Here is a 15,789-nt window from a genome sequence, read left to right as displayed (position 1 = left end):
GTGGGAGCGAGGGCGGTGCGGCATGCAGTTCGACGACGACGCCAATCTGGACACGTCGGAGGTCTCGGACCAGCGCGGCAGCCGCGTCCCGGGCGGCAGGGCCACGATCGGCGGGGGTCTCGTCGGGGTGATCGCCCTGGTGCTGGGGCTGCTGCTGGGGGTGGGGCCGGACGAGCTGGGGCTGTCCGGCGGGAGCCCGCAGCCGGTTTCGAGCCCCTCCTCCGCCGCACAGGTGCAGCAGAGCTGCCGGACCGGCCGCGACGCCAACAGCCGCGAGGACTGCCGGCTCGTCGCCGTGACGAACAGCACGCAGGATTACTGGCGCCAGGAGTTCCAGCGGCGGGGCGCCCGGTACGTGCCGGCCTCGACGGTCTTCTTCACCGGCCAGGTGAACACCGCCTGCGGCGCGGCCACCTCGGCGGTCGGCCCGTTCTACTGCCCCGTCGACCGGAAGGTCTACCTCGACCTGGGCTTCTTCCAGGAGCTGCGGACGAAGTTCGGCGCGAGCGGCGGCCCCTTCGCCCAGGCGTACGTGGTGGCCCACGAATACGGGCACCACATCCAGAACCTGACGGGCACGCTCCAGAAGACCCAGGACGGGCGGGCGGGCGCGAACAGCAACTCGGTCAAGGTGGAGCTCCAGGCCGACTGCTACGCCGGGGTGTGGGCCCACAACGCGACCCGGACCCCGGACGAGTCCACCGGCCGGCCGCTGATCACCAGCCTGACCGACCAGGACATCAGGGACGGCCTGGACGCGGCGGCCGCGGTCGGCGACGACCGGATCCAGGAGAAGTTCCAGGGGCGGGTCACCCCGGAGTCCTGGACGCACGGCTCGGCGCAGCAGCGCCAGCAGTGGTTCTACCAGGGCTACCGGACCGGTGACATGGCCCAGTGCGACACCTTCCGCTGACTGTCAGCGGTGCCTGCCATGCTGTGAGGCGGGTCACACGGGACGCTGGGCCCCCGTCACCCGACCGCAGATCCACACACGCGCACCGCACGAGGGGAAGTGATCGTCATGGCAGGTGTTCCGTCCATCGTTCCGACGCTGCTCTACCGCGACGCAAAGGCCGCGATCCGGCAGCTGACCGAGGCCTTCGGGTTCACCCAGGTCGCCGTCTACGAAGGGGAGGACGGCACCGTGATGCATGCGGAGCTGTCGTACGGGAACGGCGCGGTGATGCTCGGCAGCAAGGGCCGCGGCGGGGTCTTCGACAAGGCCATGGCGGACGGCGGCCCCGTCGGGGTCTACGTCGTGGTGGAGGACGTGGACGCGCACCACCGCCGGGCCGCGGAGCACGGCATGGAGATCGTGATGGAGCCGACCGACCAGGACTACGGCTCGCGGGACTACATGGCCCGCGACGCCGAGGGCAACATCTGGAGCTTCGGGACGTACGCCCCGCAGGTCTGACGCCCGCGGCGGGTACGCCCCGGCTCCTCCCCGGTGTTACGCGCCGCCGGTGTGGACCTGGAAGGCGGCCCGGCGGACCGCCTTGGCCAGGGCCGGGTCGGGGTGGGCGGCGGCGAGGGCGACCAGGACCTGCACGGTCCGGGGGTGGCCCACCGCGCGGACCTCGTCCAGCAGCCGGGGGACGGTGGTGCGCACGGCCGAATCGAGGTGGCGGGCCAGCAGTTCGGCCTCGCCGTGATCGGCGATCGCCGCGGCCGTGTCCACCCACAGCCAGGTGGACTCCTCCGCGGTCAGGACGTCCTGCGCCTCGTCGGGGTCCACCCCGTCGTGCTCGGCGAGCCAGAGCAGGGCATAGGGGCGCAGCGCCGGATCGCGCACGGCGGCGCGGACGTCGGGCTCGGCGGGGGCGCCGACCACGCGGAGCGCCTCGAAGGCGAGGCCGCGCAGCAGGGCGTCCTCGCCCCGGGCGGCCTGGAGCAGTTCGCCGACCGCGTGTCCGACGGGGCGGGCGGCGAGCCAGGCCTGGTACTCGGCGCGCGCGGGGCCCGGGGTGAGCCGGGCACAGCCGTGCAGCATGGCGGCGGCGGACTGTTCGATGTTCCCGGCCGGGCTCTGCGCGGCGACGCAGATCTGCTCCAGCTTGACCCATACGGCCCAACTGCCGAGCGGGGTGAGGGTGGCCTGGGCCGGCCCGAGCGTGACGGCGTCGACGGCGGCGAGCCCGCCGAGCGCCCAGCGCAGCAGGCGGGCGAGGGGGACGGGGGGCGCGGGAGCGGCCGCCCGGGCGGGCGGCGCCGTCGCCACCGGGCCGTGGTGCGCGACGGCGGCCGTGGCGGCTGCTGCGACGGTGGCGTCCGTGGCGGAGGCGCCCGTACCGGAGGCGTCCGCGGCGGCGCCCTCGTACGGGACCTCGCACCGCTCGTCGCGCAGTTCCGTCACCCGCTGGCCGAGCAGGTCCAGCAGGTCCGGGACGGTCACCGGACCTGCGGACAGCTGGAGCAGGGAAAGGAGTTGGGGCATGGCCTCGACGACCTCGGCCACGACCGCCGGTGCGATGTCGGCGGGGGCCGGGTGGACCAGCGACCAGGCGTCGAAGAGGGCGACCCAGCCGCGCAGGACGGCGGTGTCGTCGCGGTCCCAGGCGCGCAGGCGCCAGCCGGGCCGGGCGTGGCCGCCGTGCACCTCGACCAGGCCGGAGAGGCGGGCGCGGTCCCAGCCCACCCGGATCTGGCCGTGGGTCAGGCGCAGCTCTGCGGCGGCCCGTTCGACATCGGCGGCGGGCAGCGCGCCCGCCGGGGCGGGCCTGCCGCCGTCACCGGCCCCGAGGTGCCGCTCGGCCCAGCGGGCCAGCCGTACCGCGTCGGCGAGTGAGGCCCGGGCCCGGTTCGCCAGGTCGGCCGTCGCGGGGGTGCCCGCCGGGGGCCGGGGGGCGGTCCGCGTCCGCCGGTCGGTCACCGCCTTGCGGGCCGCGGCGACGGAGCGCGGGGAGACGAGTCGGAGTCTGGAGTCGCGAGCCAACTGCTCATCAGGCTTTCGGGACGTCACGGAAGCAGTCTCGCCCGTCACTGGCCGAAAGCCCAAACGGAATGGACCGTTTCCACGGACCGCCCGGCAGGCATACCGGGACAAGCCGACCCGGACGCCCCGTCCGCCACAGGGCTTTCACATAAGAGGGGTCAAAAAGCGGCGCAAGGTCTCCTCGTACTCCTCCGGGGCCGCGTTCCACATCGCCCCGTGGGGGGCGTCCCGGACCGGCTGCAAGGTGACGAGGTCGGGGCGGTCCGCGGCGAGCCGGCGGGCGGGCCCCCAGGGAGCCAGGGTGTCGTCGGGCCCGTGGAAGATCAGGACGGGCATCCGCAGCGCGCCCGGGTTCGCCCCCGGCGGCCTCCGGTCGACGCGCAGGCCCGCGCGGCTTTCGGCGGCCCGGACCACGAACGGCATCAGCGGTGCCGGAGTGCCCCGGGCCGCGGCCAGCGCGCGCAGGGTGGCGTGCCAGTCGAGCACCGGGGAGTCCAGCACCAGCCCGGAGATCCGGCCGGCCAGCGCCGAGCGCTCGGCGGCGTGCAGGGCCATGGTGGCGCCGGTGGACCAGCCGTACAGGATGACGCGGCGGGCGCCGTAGCGCAGGGCGTAGCGGATCGCGGCGTCCAGGTCGCGCCACTCCGACTCGCCGAGGTGGCCGACGCCGTCCGGGGAGCGGGGCGCGCCCAGGTCGCCCCGGTAGGCGAGGTCGAGTACGGGCAGCCCGTGGCGGTGCAGGAACGGCATGACCACCATCGGGTGTTCGCGGGTGGCGCCCAGGCCGTGCACCGCGATGACCCAGGTGTCGCGGGCCGCCGGGACGAACCAGGCGGGCAGCGGGCCGAGCTCGCCGGGGACGTCCACGTCGGCGTGGTCGAGCCCGAGGGCGGTGCGCGGGTTGCCGATGTGGACCTGGGGCGTGAGGACGACCCGGGTGCCGGGGTCGAGGCTGCCGTGGGTCACGGCGAGGAGGCGGCGGACCACGGTGTCGGCCCCGTGCGGGACGTCGGTGAGGACGGGGCCGACCACGGCGTGCACGCCGGGGGCGTCCAGGCCGTACCTGCCGGGGCGCAGGGGGCCGCGGGCGGGGGCGCCCCCGGCCGGGGGCCGGGGCACGGTCAGCACGACGCGGCCCGCCGCGGTGGACCGGACGGTCAGCTGGGGCGCATCGGGCAGAGGGCGACCCGGCCGGGGACGCAGGGCCGCGTCGGCGGCGTACCGGCCGGCCGCGATGACGGCCGCTCCGGCACCGATCAGGGTCGTCGTGACGGCCGCTGCCGTCGCTGTGGCGGTACGCACCGCTCCAGTGTCGGGGCGGGCGCCCCCGCAGGCCACCGGAGGAGATCATTCCGCAACCGCCGGGTAACGCCCGGTAACGGTTCCGCTTGGCCGCCGCGGAACGTGATCTGGGTCTCGTCGCGAGGCGGACGCGCCGCCGCCGGGGCGGCCGGGGCGGCTCTCCGAGGACCCCGTTCACCCGTCTTGACGTGCCCTTATCGCTGGATCTAGGGCCGAATCGGGAGGAAGGTCCCGATCGCGCCTCGACCCGAGACACCACCCGACCTCTCTCAGTTCATCTTCCGTTCACCCAGGTTGCCTACGGTCGCCGAGCCACTGACGCCAAACAGAAGCCTGGGTAAATGGAGCACATAACGCTTCTCCTCGGGATCGTGATCATCACCGCTCTCGTGTTCGACTTCACGAACGGTTTCCACGACACAGCCAACGCGATGGCGACCACCATCTCGACCGGCGCCCTCAAGCCCAAGACGGCGGTGGCCATGTCCGCCGTGCTCAACCTCGTCGGCGCGTTCATGTCCGTGGAGGTCGCCAAGACGATCTCCAAGGGCCTGGTCAACGAGCAGGGCATCCAGCCAGAAGTGATCTTCGCGGCCCTGGTCGGCGCGATCCTCTGGAACCTCGTCACCTGGCTGGTCGGACTCCCCTCCAGCTCCTCCCACGCCCTGATGGGCGGTCTGATCGGCGCCGCGGTCGCCTCGGCCGGCCTCGGCGCGGTCAACGGCAGCGTCGTCGTCACCAAGGTCCTCATCCCCGCCGTCGCCGCCCCCATCGTGGCCGGTGTGGCCGCCATGCTGGCCGCGAAGCTCACGTACAAGCTCGGCGGCAAGGTGGGCGGCAAGACCGCCACCAAGGGCTACCGGGCCGGTCAGATCGCCTCCGCCGGTCTCGTCTCGCTCGCCCACGGCACCAACGACGCCCAGAAGACGATGGGCATCATCACGCTCGCGCTCGTCGCGGGCGGCGCCCTGGACTCCGGCGCGAACCCGCCGGTGTGGGTCATCATTTCGGCCGGCATGGCCATCGCGACCGGCACCTACCTGGGCGGCTGGCGCATCATCCGCACCATGGGCAGCGGCCTGACCGACCTCCACCCGCAGCAGGGCTTCGCCGCCCAGACCTCCGCGGCGAGCGTCATCCTGGCTTCCTCCACCCTCGGCTTCTCGCTCTCCACCACCCACGCCTGCTCCGGCGCGGTCATGGGTGCGGGTCTGGGCCGCAAGGGCGGCGTGGTCCGCTGGTCCACCGCCACCCGGATGTTCATCGCGTGGGGTCTGACCCTGCCGGCCGCCGCCCTGGTCGGCGCCGGCGCCGAGATGGTCATGCGCACCGGCAACGTCGGCATCGCCGCCGTCGTGGTCTTCCTGGTCGCCTCCTGCGCCGCGATCTGGCTCATCTCGCGCCGCCAGGTCGTCGACCACCACAACGTCACGGACGTGGAGCCGGCCGCCGCCGAGGCGCCCGGAGTCGTCACCACGGCCATGGCCGCCGTCACCGTCCCGCCGATCGCCGCCGCCGGTACCACGGCCGCGGTGACGGACGAGGACCTCAAGGCCACCATCCCGGCGGCCGCCCCGGCACCCGCGGCTCCGGCCGCGGCGGTCTGACCCCGAGAACGACAGAGGATTCAGCGGTATGAAGATCGACTGGGCAGCACTCGGCTCCGTCTTCGGGGTCAGCCTCTCCGCCACCGTCGCCCTCGTGGCCCTGTTCACCCTGGGCCTGGTGGGTCTCTCCAAGCACGAGGCCGCCACCGAGCAGGGCGGCGCCGCCACCGCGGCGCGCAGCGGCGCGTACGCGTGCTTCGCGCTCTGCGGCGTCGCCGTGGCCTACGCGATCTATCTGATCGTCAGCTGACGCGACGACGCCGAAAGCTCCCCGCGGGAATCCCGCGGGGAGCTTTCGCATGCCCCCGCCCCGGCCGCCCCACCCCCTCGCCGCAGGTCAACGGCAAGTTGACGGGCGTTCTCGGCGCGTGGTGGACTGCCCGAGCCAATACGGCGGCATGGAGAGGAAGTCCGGTGCGAATCCGGCGCGGTCCCGCCACTGTCACCGGGGAGCGCACGCGGTCCGTGCGTCCCGGGAGCCAGGAACTCTCGCCGCCGGACACGTCGAACCAGGGCGCGGACCCTGAGCGAGGACATACCTGCCACCATGCGTGCCGATCGCGTATTCGCGTACGGCGTCACGGCGGGCCTGATCGGCGACCGGATCCTCGGGGATCCGCGCCGGGGGCACCCCGTCGCCGCCTTCGGAAGAGCCGCCGCCGCCCTCGAACGCGCCCTGTGGCGTGACGACCGGGCGCGGGGCGTGGTCCACACCCTGGTGTGCGCGGGGGGCGCGGCCGCCGTCGGGGCGCTCGGCGCCCGCGCCGTGCGCTCCCGGCCCGCGGCCGCCCGTATCGCCCTGACCGCCGCCGCCACCTGGGCCGTCGTCGGCGGTACCTCGCTGGGCCGGGAGGCCCGGGCCATCGGCGGGGCGCTCGCCGCCGGGGACGCCGAGGTGGCCCGGGAGCGGCTGCCGCACCTGTGCGGGCGCGACCCGCAGGCCCTGGACGAGCAGCAGCTGGCCCGCGCCGTCGTGGAGTCGGTCGCCGAGAACACCTCCGACGCGGTGGTCGGGGCCCTGGTCTGGGGCGCCGTCGCGGGCGTGCCCGGGCTGCTGGCGTTCCGTGCCGTCAACACCCTGGACGCGATGGTGGGCCACAAGTCGCCGCGCTACCTGCGCTACGGGTGGGCCTCCGCCCGGCTCGACGACGTGGCGGGCTGGCCCGGGGCCCGGCTGACCGCGCTGGCCGCCGTACTGGCCGGACCCGACAGGCGGGGCGCCCTACGGGCCTGGCGCGCCGACGCCGCCGCGCATCCGAGCCCCAACGCCGGGCCGGTGGAGGCCTCGTTCGCCGGGGCGCTGGGCGTACGGCTGGGCGGGACGCTGGCGTACGGCGGGCGGGTCGAGCACCGGGCCGTGCTGAACGGCGCCGCGGGGCGGCCGGTCGAAGTGGCGGACATCGAACGTGCGGTACGGCTGTCGCGTCAGGTGACGTGGGTGGCTCTGGGCGCGTGTGTGGCACTGCGGTGTGCGGTGACCCGGTGGTCGGGGAAGGGGCGGGCATGAGCGGCACGAGCGGTTCGAAGCGCGGCGGCGGCCTGCTGGTCGCGGGCACCACGTCGGACGCGGGCAAGAGCGTGGTCACGGCGGGCATCTGCCGCTGGCTGTCGCGCCAGGGCGTGAAGGTGGCGCCGTTCAAGGCGCAGAACATGTCGCTGAACTCGTTCGTCACCCGGGAGGGCGCGGAGATCGGCCGGGCCCAGGCGATGCAGGCGCAGGCCGCCCGCGTGGAGCCGACCGCGCTGATGAACCCGGTGCTGCTCAAGCCGGGCAGTGACCGCAGCAGCCAGGTGGTGCTGCTGGGCAAGCCGGTCGGCGAGATGAGCGCCCGCGGGTTCTTCGGGGATCCCGGGGGGCCGGCCGGCGGGAAGACGTCGCACGGCGGACGCGAGCGGCTGCTCGGGGTCGTCACGGACTGCCTGGAGCAGCTGCGGGGCACGTATGACGCCGTGATCTGCGAGGGGGCGGGCAGTCCGGCCGAGATCAACCTGCGCCGGACCGACATCGTGAACATGGGCATCGCGCGGGCCGCGCGGTTCCCGGTGGTGGTGGTCGGGGACATCGACCGGGGCGGGGTCTTCGCCTCGTTCTTCGGTACGACGGCGCTGCTGTCGCCCGAGGACCAGTCGCTGATCGCCGGCTACCTGGTGAACAAGTTCCGGGGCGACGTCTCGCTCCTGGAACCCGGCATGGAGATGCTGCGCGGGCTGACCGGGCGGGCCACGTACGGCGTGCTGCCGTACCGGCACGGGCTGGGCATCGACGAGGAGGACGGCCTGAGGGTCTCGCTGCGCGGCGCGGTACGGGAGTCGGTGGTCGCCCCGCCGGTCGGCGAGGACGTACTGCGGGTCGCGGTGTGCGCGGTGCCGCTGATGTCGAACTTCACCGACGTCGATGCGCTGGCGGCGGAACCCGGCGTCGTGGTGCGGTTCGTGGACCGGCCCGAGGAACTGACCGACGCCGACCTCGTGGTCGTGCCGGGCACCCGGGGCACCGTGCAGGCGCTCGGCTGGCTGCGCGAGCGCGGGCTGGCCGGCGCCCTGGCCGCGCGGGCGGCCGCCGGCCGGCCGGTGCTGGGCATCTGCGGCGGGTTCCAGCTGCTGGGCGACCTGATCGAGGACGAGGTGGAATCCCGGGCGGGCACGGTCCAGGGCCTCGGGCTGCTGCCCGTACGCGTGCGCTTCGAGCGGGAGAAGACCCTGGCGCGGCCGGTGGGTTCGGCGCTGGGCGAGCCCGTGGAGGGGTACGAGATCCACCACGGCGTGGCCGAGGTGCTGGGCGGAACCCCGTTCCTGGACGGCTGCCGGGTCGGTGAGGTGTGGGGCACCCACTGGCACGGCTCGCTGGAGTCGGACGGCTTCCGCCGGGCGTTCCTGCGGGAGGTCGCGGCGGCCGCGGGGCGCCGGTTCGTACCGGCGCCGGACACGTCGTTCTCCGCCTTGCGGGAGCGGCAGCTCGACCTGCTGGGCGACTTGATCGAGGAGCACGCCGACACCGCCGCGCTGCTGGGGCTGATCGAGTCGGGCGCGCCCGCCGGGCTCCCGTTCCTGCCGCCGGGCGCGCCGTGACGGCCCTGGCCCCGCGGGGCCGTTGCGCCACCCCGGCCCCTCCCCCGGCGCTTCCCGGTACCCGGGGCTCCGCCCCGGCCGCGGCGCCGCGACCGACAGCCGTCCGCTTCGAAGGAGTGAGTAACGCATGAGCCTGCCCTATCCGTTCACCGCGGTGGTCGGCCAGACCGACCTGCGGCTGGCGCTGCTGCTCAACGCCGTGAGCCCGGCGGTCGGCGGGGTGCTCGTGCGCGGCGAGAAGGGCACCGCCAAGTCCACCGCCGTGCGCGCGCTGTCCGCGCTGCTGCCGCAGGTGGACGTCGTGCCCGGCTGCCGGTTCTCGTGCGCGCCCGGTGCGCCGGACCCGGCCTGTCCCGACGGCCCGCACGAGCCCGGCAGCGGCGCCCTCCGGCCCGCGCGGATGGTCGAGCTGCCGGTCGGTGCCTCCGAGGACCGTCTCGTCGGGGCCCTCGACATCGAACGGGCCCTGGCGGAGGGCGTGAAGGCCTTCGAGCCGGGCCTGCTGGCCGACGCGCACCGCGGGATCCTGTACGTGGACGAAGTGAACCTCCTCCACGACCACTTGGTGGACGTCCTCCTCGACGCCGCCGCGATGGGCGCCTCCTACGTCGAGCGCGAGGGCGTCTCCGTACGCCACGCGGCCCGCTTCCTCCTCGTCGGCACCATGAACCCCGAGGAGGGCGAGCTCCGCCCGCAGCTGCTGGACCGGTTCGGGCTCACCGTCGAGGTCGCGGCCTCGCGCGAGCCCGCCCAGCGCGTCGAGGTGGTGCGCCGCCGGCTCGCCTACGAGGACGACCCCGCCGGTTTCGCGGGCCGCTGGGCCGAGGAGGAGCGCGAGGTCCGATCCCGGGTGGTGGCCGCGCGGGCGCTGCTGCCGCAGGTCGTGCTCGGCGACACCTCGCTGATGCAGATCGCGGCCACCTGCGCCGGCTTCGAGGTCGACGGCATGCGGGCCGACATCGTGATGGCCCGCACCGCGACGGCCCTGGCCGCCTGGGCGGGGCGGACCGAGGTGCGCAAGGAGGACGTCCGGCAGGCCGCGCTGCTGGCGCTCCCGCACCGGCGCCGCCGCAACCCCTTCGACGCGCCCGGGCTGGACGAGGACAAGCTGGACCAGATCCTGGACCGGTTCCCCGACGAGGAGCCCGAACCGGAGCCGGAACCCGAGCCGGAGGGCCCCGACGACGGTGGCCCGGGCGACGACGGCCCGGGCGGCGGCGGCCCCGACGGGGGTGGCGGCGTACCCCCGCAGGGCGACGGGCCGGACGCCGCGCAGGCGCCCGACGCCCCCGACGCCCCCGAGCCGCAGCCCGCCCCCGACGCCCCCGCCGACGGCGCCGGGCCGCCCGAACAGGCGCCCGTACGGGCCACCGAGCCGTTCCGGACCAAGATGCTGAGCGTGCCCGGCCTCGGCGAGGGCGCGGCCGGCCGCCGCTCCCGCGCCCGGACCGCGCACGGCCGTACCACCGGCGCCCAGCGCCCCCGGGGCCGGCTGACGAAGCTGCACCTGGCCGCGACCGTCCAGGCGGCCGCGCCGCACCAGAAGGCGCGCGGGCGCAGCGGCCGGGGGCTCGTGGTGCGCGGGGACGACCTGCGGCAGGCGACCCGTGAGGGCCGCGAGGGCAACCTCGTCCTGTTCCTCGTCGACGCCTCGGGGTCGATGGCGGCCCGGCAGCGCATGAGCGCGGTCAAGGGAGCCGTGCTGTCGCTGCTGCTGGACGCCTACCAGCGCCGCGACAAGGTCGGTCTGATCACCTTCCGCGGTGCGGGCGCCGAGCTGGCGCTGCCCCCGACCTCGTCCGTGGACGCGGCGGCGGCCCGGCTGGAGCAGCTGCCGACCGGCGGGCGGACCCCGCTGGCGGCCGGGCTGCTGAAGGCCCACGAGGTGCTGCGGATCGAGCGGTTGCGGGACCCCTCGCGCCGGCCGCTGCTCGTGGTGGTCACCGACGGGCGGGCGACGTCGGCCGGGGCGCTCGGCGGGGACCCGCGCGAGCTGTCGGCGCGCAGTGCGCGGCTGCTGGCCGCACAGGGGCTGGCCTCGGTGGTCGTGGACTGCGAGACGGGCCCGGTCCGGCTGGGGCTGGCCGGGGCGCTGGCCGCCGACCTCGGCGGCCCGGCCGTCACCCTCGACGGGCTGCGGGCCGACTCGCTGGCCGGCCTCGTGAAGAACGTACGTACCTCAGTGACCTCGACCACCACCCCCAACAGGAGGGCCGCGTAATGCCGCAGGGACAGCCGTCCGTCGTTCCGGACGACGGGCTCACGACGCGCCAGCGCCGTAACCGTCCGCTCGTGTTCGTCCACACCGGCCCGGGCAAGGGCAAGTCCACGGCGGCCTTCGGGCTGGCGCTGCGCGCCTGGAACCAGGGCTGGCCGATCGGGGTGTTCCAGTTCGTCAAGTCGGCGAAGTGGAAGGTCGGCGAGGAGAACGCGCTCAAGGTGCTCGGCGCCTCCGGCGAGGGCGGCCCGGTCGTCTGGCACAAGATGGGCGAGGGCTGGTCCTGGGTGCAGCGCGACGCGCAGCTCGACAACGAGCAGGCGGCGAAGGAGGGCTGGGAGCAGGTCAAGCGGGACCTGGCCGCGGAGACCCACCGGCTGTACGTGCTGGACGAGTTCGCGTACCCGATGCACTGGGGCTGGATCGACGTGGACGAGGTGATCGAGGTGCTGCGGGACCGTCCCGGCACCCAGCACGTGGTGATCACCGGCCGCAACGCGCCGCAGAAGCTGCTGGAGTTCGCCGACCTGGTCACCGAGATGACCAAGGTCAAGCACCCCATGGACGCCGGCCAGAAGGGCCAGAAGGGCATCGAGTGGTGACCTCGCTCCACATGCCGCGGCTGGTGATCGCCGCGCCGTCCTCCGGCAGCGGCAAGACCACCGTGGCGACGGGCCTGATGGCGGCCTTCGCGGAGCGCGGCCTCGCCGTGTCCCCGCACAAGGCCGGGCCCGACTACATCGACCCCGGCTACCACGCGCTGGCCACCGGCCGGCCGGGGCGGAACCTGGACGCCTTCATGTGCGGGCCCGAACTGGTCGCGCCGCTGTTCGCGCACGGGGCGGCGGGCTGCGACCTGGCCCTCGTCGAAGGCGTGATGGGGCTGTACGACGGGGCCGCGGGGCGGGGTGAGCTGGCGTCGACGGCGCAGGTCGCCAAGCTGCTGCGGGCGCCGGTGGTGCTCGTGGTGGACGCGTCCTCGCAGTCGCGTTCGGTGGCGGCACTGGTGCACGGTTTCGCGTCGTTCGACCCCCAGGTGCGGCTGGGCGGGGTGATCCTCAACAAGGTCGGCTCCGACCGGCACGAGGTGATGCTGCGGGAGGCGCTGGAGGAGGCCGGGACGCCGGTCCTGGGCGTGCTGCGGCGGGCTCCGCAGGTGGCCGCGCCGTCGCGGCACCTGGGGCTGGTGCCGGTGGCGGAGCGGCGGGCCGACGCGGTGGCCGCGGTGGCGGCGCTGGCGGACCAGGTCCGGGCCGGGTGCGACCTGGAGGGCCTGCTGGCCCTGGCCCGGACGGCGCCGCCGCTGGACTGCGCAGCCTGGTCCGCGGAACAGGCTCTGTCCGGTGCCACGGCGCCCGGTTCGGGCGCCGCCCGGCACAACCCGGCCCCGCCGGCGTTCGGGGCGCGGGGCTTCGGGGGCGGCGCCCCCGAAGACGGCGCTGCGCCGGACGAACCCCCGGTCATCGCGGTCGCCGGCGGCCCCGCGTTCACGTTCTCGTACGCCGAGCACGCGGAGCTCCTCACGGCGGCGGGGGCGGAGGTCGTCACCTTCGACCCGCTCCGGGACGAGGCCCTGCCCGACGGGACCACCGGCCTGGTGATCGGCGGCGGGTTCCCCGAGGTGTACGCGCCCGAGCTGTCCGCCAACGCCGCGCTGCGCCGGGCCGTCGCCGGCTTCGCCGCGGCGGGCGGTCCGGTGGCGGCCGAGTGCGCCGGGCTGCTGTACCTGGCGCGGTCGCTGGACGGGAAGCCGATGTGCGGGGTGCTCGACGCCGACGCGCGGATGTCGGAGCGGCTGACGCTGGGCTACCGCGAGGCGGTGGCGGTGTCGGACAGCGCGCTCGCCGCCGCCGGGACCCGGCTGCGGGGCCACGAGTTCCACCGGACGGTGATCGAACCCGGCGCCGGGGCGGCGCCCGCCTGGGGGTTCACGCATCCCGAACGCCGCGTCGAGGGATTCGTACAGGGCGGGGTCCACGCCAGTTACCTGCACACGCACTGGGCGGCGCAGCCGTCGGTCGCCCGGCGGTTCGCGGCAGCGGCCGCGGCGCGGGGGTGAGTTCAGTCCGCCAGGCCGACCACGAGCCAGATCCCGGCCACCCCGCCCACCGTGCACAGCAGCGTGGACAGGGCGGGGTGCCGGTGGTGCGCCTCGGGCAGGATCTCGGCGGCGGCCAGGTAGAGCAGGACGCCGGCGAAGAAGCCGAGGTACGCCCCGAGCGGTTCCTCCGGAAGGGTGAACACCAGGGTGGAAAGGGCGCCCACGACCGGCGCGGCGGCGTCCGCGAAGAGCATCAGCCGCGCCTTGCGGCGGGCGTTCCCGTACAGGCTGGTGAGCGTGTACGTGTTGAACCCGTCGGCGAAGTCGTGCGTCACGACGGCGAGGGCGACGGCCACGCCCATCCCGCCGCCGACCTCGAAGGCGGCGCCGAGGGCCACCCCGTCGGCGAGGCTGTGGCCGACCATGGCGGCGGCCGCGGCGAGCCCGACCTCGGGGGTCCGGTGCGCGTGGTCGTGGGGGTGCGGGTGGGGGTGGCCGGGCGCGGCTCCGTTCTCGGCTCCGTGCGCGGCTCCGTTTTCGGCTCCGTTCTCGGCTCCGTTCTTCGCGCCGTGCGCGGCCTGCCGTACGGCGAGCAGCCGCTCGGCGACGTGCGCGAGCAGGAAGCCGGTGACGAACAGCAGCAGGGCGAGCGGGACGCCGAACACCTCGCGGCCCGCCGCCCGCATCGCCTCGGGGAGCAGGTCGAGACCGACGACGCCGAGCATCAGCCCGCCGGCCAGGCCCAGCACGAGGTGGCGCCGGTCGGTGACGCGCTGCGCCGTCCATCCGCCCGCCAGGGTCATCAGGAACGCGCCCAACGCCACGATCACGGCCATGTGCCCCTGGATACCGATTGTCGGCGCCGCGCGCACTTCCCCGCGCGGGCGGGGTGCGAAGACGCCCGGACGGCGGCGGCCCGACAATGACTCGACAGGACGACGGAGGGAGGGCCCCGGTGGGCGAGTACGCGACCCGGCTGGTGGTCGGGGTGGGCGGACGTGCGGGGGTCTCCGTGGCGGAGGTCTGTGCGCTGGTCGAGGAGACGCTGCGGGGGGCCGGGCTGGCCACCGACGCGGTGACGGCCCTGGCCACGGTGGAGCCGAAGACGAAGGAGGCGGGGATCGCGGGCGCGGCGAAACGTTTCGGCGTGCCGCTGCTCGGTTACTCGGCGCAGAAGCTGGCGGCCATCCCGGTACCGCACCCCTCGGACGCGGCGCGCGACGGCGTCGGCACCGCCTCGGTGGCGGAGGCCGCGGCGCTCGCGGGGGGCGGGGAACTCCTCGTACCCAAACGCCGGTCGGTGGCGGCGACCTGCGCCGTCGCCACCGCGCAGGGGCACGACCTGCGCCACCACGGGGACGCGGAGGTACGGGACGCGGGCGGGGCGCTGGTCGACCTCGCGGTCAACGTACGGGCGCACACACCGCCGGAGTGGCTCAAGCAGCGGATCGCGGCCTCCCTCGGGGATCTCGCGGCGTACCCCGACGGCCGCGCGGCCCGCGCGGCGGTGGCGGAGCGGCACGGGCTGCCGGCCGGGCGGGTGCTGTTGACGGCGGGGGCGGCGGAGGCGTTCGTACTGATCGCGCGGGCGCTGGGCGCCGTACGGCCGGTGGTGGTGCATCCGCAGTTCACCGAGCCGGAGGCGGCCCTGCGGGACGCCGGCCACCGGGTGGAGCGGGTGGTGCTGCGGGCGGCGGACGGGTTCCGGCTGGACCCGGCGGCGGTGCCGGAGGAAGCCGACCTGGTGGTGGTCGGGAACCCGACCAACCCGACGTCCGTGCTGCACCCCGCGGCCACCCTGGAGGCGCTGGCCCGGCCGGGCCGGATCCTGGTGGTGGACGAGGCCTTCATGGACGCGGTCCCCGGCGAACGCGAGGCGCTGGCGGGCCGGACGGACGTGCCGGGGCTGGTGGTGCTGCGCAGCCTGACGAAGACGTGGGGGCTGGCGGGGCTGCGGATCGGGTACGTGCTGGCCGAGCCGGAGGTGATCGCGAAGCTGGCGGCGGCGCAGCCGTTGTGGCCGGTGTCCACCCCGGCCCTGGTGGCGGCGCAGGCGTGCGTGAGCCCGGAGGCGCTGGCGGAGGCGGAGGCCGCGGCGCGGCAGATCGCGGTGGACCGGGCGCACCTGCTGGCGGGGCTCGCGGAGTTCGAGGAGATCTCGGTGTCGGGGGTGGCGCAGGGGCCGTTCGTACTGATCCGGGTGCCGGGCGCGGAGCAGGTCCGGGCCCGCCTGCGCGCGCTGGGCTTCGCGGTCCGCCGGGGGGACACGTTCCCGGGCCTGGACGCCGACTGGCTCCGCCTCGCGGTCCGCGACCGCCCCACGACCGGCCGCCTCCTCCAGGCCCTGGATCACGCCCTGACCCTGAGCACCCGGTAACCCGGGCCCCGGCCCCGGCCCCGGCCCGAGGGTGGCCCGCCCGACCTGGCGCCGGCGGGGTCGTGAGCCCCAACGGCCCCCCGGCGGGCCGCCGGCGGGGGGGCGAGCAGCCCACCCACCCCAGCGCCGGGGCCGGGCCGGGGCGCCGACTCCGCCAGGACGCCGGCCGACGAGCCCGCGCCCGCCGGGTGACGTAAGGCGGCCCGACGGCAGCCACCCACCCCCAGGCCCCCTCGGCGG

13 protein-coding genes and 1 riboswitch are annotated in these 15,789 nt (G+C 75.6%); of the genes, 10 read left to right on the top strand and 3 right to left on the bottom strand.

The features are described from left to right. Positions 1 to 22 precede the first annotated feature (22 nt). Both ypfJ and ACZ4M3_RS16225 read left to right on the top strand, forming a co-directional pair. Positions 23 to 913: a KPN_02809 family neutral zinc metallopeptidase gene (gene ypfJ / locus ACZ4M3_RS16230; protein WP_467732981.1), complete on the top strand. Its 891-nt coding sequence runs from the start codon at positions 23 to 25 to the stop codon at positions 911 to 913. Positions 914 to 1,021: 108 nt separating this feature from the next. Continuing rightward, positions 1,022 to 1,417, top strand: a complete 396-nt coding sequence (locus ACZ4M3_RS16225; RefSeq protein ID WP_467732979.1) for a VOC family protein — start codon at positions 1,022 to 1,024, stop codon at positions 1,415 to 1,417. A 36-nt stretch (positions 1,418 to 1,453) separates the two neighbouring features. Here ACZ4M3_RS16225 and ACZ4M3_RS16220 read toward each other — a convergent pair whose 3' ends face one another. Together ACZ4M3_RS16220 and ACZ4M3_RS16215 are read right to left on the bottom strand one after the other, a co-directional pair. Next, positions 1,454 to 2,962, bottom strand: coding sequence for a hypothetical protein (locus tag ACZ4M3_RS16220; protein ID WP_467732977.1), 1,509 nt, complete (start codon positions 2,960 to 2,962; stop codon positions 1,454 to 1,456). Positions 2,963 to 3,079: 117 nt separating this feature from the next. Beyond that, positions 3,080 to 4,237: an alpha/beta hydrolase gene (locus tag ACZ4M3_RS16215; RefSeq protein WP_467732975.1), complete on the bottom strand. Its 1,158-nt coding sequence runs from the start codon at positions 4,235 to 4,237 to the stop codon at positions 3,080 to 3,082. Positions 4,238 to 4,578: 341 nt separating this feature from the next. Here ACZ4M3_RS16215 and ACZ4M3_RS16210 point away from each other — a divergent pair, with 341 nt between their 5' ends. The 7 genes from ACZ4M3_RS16210 (at position 4,579) to ACZ4M3_RS16180 (ending at position 13,190) form a co-directional block, all read left to right on the top strand. After that, entirely contained in the window at positions 4,579 to 5,844 is a 1,266-nt protein-coding gene (locus tag ACZ4M3_RS16210) for an inorganic phosphate transporter (protein ID WP_467732973.1), read from the top strand. 28 nt (positions 5,845 to 5,872) lie between these two features. Beyond that, positions 5,873 to 6,094, top strand: a complete 222-nt coding sequence (locus tag ACZ4M3_RS16205) for a hypothetical protein (RefSeq protein ID WP_467732972.1) — start codon at positions 5,873 to 5,875, stop codon at positions 6,092 to 6,094. 153 nt (positions 6,095 to 6,247) lie between these two features. Further along, a riboswitch (cobalamin riboswitch) is annotated at positions 6,248 to 6,333 on the top strand. Between the two features lie 58 nt (positions 6,334 to 6,391). Next, positions 6,392 to 7,351 (top strand): cobalamin biosynthesis protein, encoded by a 960-nt coding sequence (locus ACZ4M3_RS16200; RefSeq protein WP_467732970.1) that lies wholly within the window; start codon positions 6,392 to 6,394, stop codon positions 7,349 to 7,351. Beyond that, the gene (locus tag ACZ4M3_RS16195) at positions 7,348 to 8,913 is read left to right on the top strand and encodes a cobyric acid synthase (protein WP_467732968.1); all 1,566 of its coding nucleotides are present in this window, start codon (positions 7,348 to 7,350) and stop codon (positions 8,911 to 8,913) included. The genes ACZ4M3_RS16200 and ACZ4M3_RS16195 overlap by 4 nt, the downstream gene beginning before the upstream one ends. Before the next feature lie 127 nt (positions 8,914 to 9,040). Next, positions 9,041 to 11,134, top strand: a complete 2,094-nt coding sequence (locus ACZ4M3_RS16190) for a putative cobaltochelatase (RefSeq protein ID WP_467732966.1) — start codon at positions 9,041 to 9,043, stop codon at positions 11,132 to 11,134. Further along, positions 11,134 to 11,733: a cob(I)yrinic acid a,c-diamide adenosyltransferase gene (gene cobO / locus ACZ4M3_RS16185; protein WP_467732964.1), complete on the top strand. Its 600-nt coding sequence runs from the start codon at positions 11,134 to 11,136 to the stop codon at positions 11,731 to 11,733. The genes ACZ4M3_RS16190 and cobO overlap by 1 nt, the downstream gene beginning before the upstream one ends. An 11-nt stretch (positions 11,734 to 11,744) precedes the next feature. Then, positions 11,745 to 13,190, top strand: coding sequence for a cobyrinate a,c-diamide synthase (locus ACZ4M3_RS16180; RefSeq protein WP_467733131.1), 1,446 nt, complete (start codon positions 11,745 to 11,747; stop codon positions 13,188 to 13,190). Between the two features lie 2 nt (positions 13,191 to 13,192). On the opposite strand, the gene ACZ4M3_RS16175 is transcribed toward ACZ4M3_RS16180, so the two are convergent. Beyond that, entirely contained in the window at positions 13,193 to 14,008 is an 816-nt protein-coding gene (locus ACZ4M3_RS16175; protein ID WP_467732963.1) for a ZIP family metal transporter, read from the bottom strand. A gap of 86 nt (positions 14,009 to 14,094) precedes the next feature. Here ACZ4M3_RS16175 and cobC point away from each other — a divergent pair, with 86 nt between their 5' ends. Continuing rightward, on the top strand, positions 14,095 to 15,549 hold the full coding sequence (gene cobC, locus ACZ4M3_RS16170) for an Rv2231c family pyridoxal phosphate-dependent protein CobC (protein ID WP_467732961.1): 1,455 nt from the start codon (positions 14,095 to 14,097) through the stop codon (positions 15,547 to 15,549). Positions 15,550 to 15,789: the final 240 nt, after the last annotated feature.

This window comes from Streptomyces sp. NPDC026522 (assembly GCF_055567555.1).
This window is presented reverse-complemented; position numbering and strand designations above follow the sequence as displayed.

Coding starts and splice junctions, on each gene's coding strand:
- ypfJ (WP_467732981.1), top strand. CDS start 23: ATGCAGTTCGACGACGACGCCAATCTGGACACGTCGGAGGTCTCGGAC.
- ACZ4M3_RS16225 (WP_467732979.1), top strand. CDS start 1,022: ATGGCAGGTGTTCCGTCCATCGTTCCGACGCTGCTCTACCGCGACGCA.
- ACZ4M3_RS16210 (WP_467732973.1), top strand. CDS start 4,579: ATGGAGCACATAACGCTTCTCCTCGGGATCGTGATCATCACCGCTCTC.
- ACZ4M3_RS16205 (WP_467732972.1), top strand. CDS start 5,873: ATGAAGATCGACTGGGCAGCACTCGGCTCCGTCTTCGGGGTCAGCCTC.
- ACZ4M3_RS16200 (WP_467732970.1), top strand. CDS start 6,392: ATGCGTGCCGATCGCGTATTCGCGTACGGCGTCACGGCGGGCCTGATC.
- ACZ4M3_RS16195 (WP_467732968.1), top strand. CDS start 7,348: ATGAGCGGCACGAGCGGTTCGAAGCGCGGCGGCGGCCTGCTGGTCGCG.
- ACZ4M3_RS16190 (WP_467732966.1), top strand. CDS start 9,041: ATGAGCCTGCCCTATCCGTTCACCGCGGTGGTCGGCCAGACCGACCTG.
- cobO (WP_467732964.1), top strand. CDS start 11,134: ATGCCGCAGGGACAGCCGTCCGTCGTTCCGGACGACGGGCTCACGACG.
- ACZ4M3_RS16180 (WP_467733131.1), top strand. CDS start 11,745: ATGCCGCGGCTGGTGATCGCCGCGCCGTCCTCCGGCAGCGGCAAGACC.
- ACZ4M3_RS16175 (WP_467732963.1), bottom strand. CDS start 14,008: ATGGCCGTGATCGTGGCGTTGGGCGCGTTCCTGATGACCCTGGCGGGC.
- cobC (WP_467732961.1), top strand. CDS start 14,095: ATGACTCGACAGGACGACGGAGGGAGGGCCCCGGTGGGCGAGTACGCG.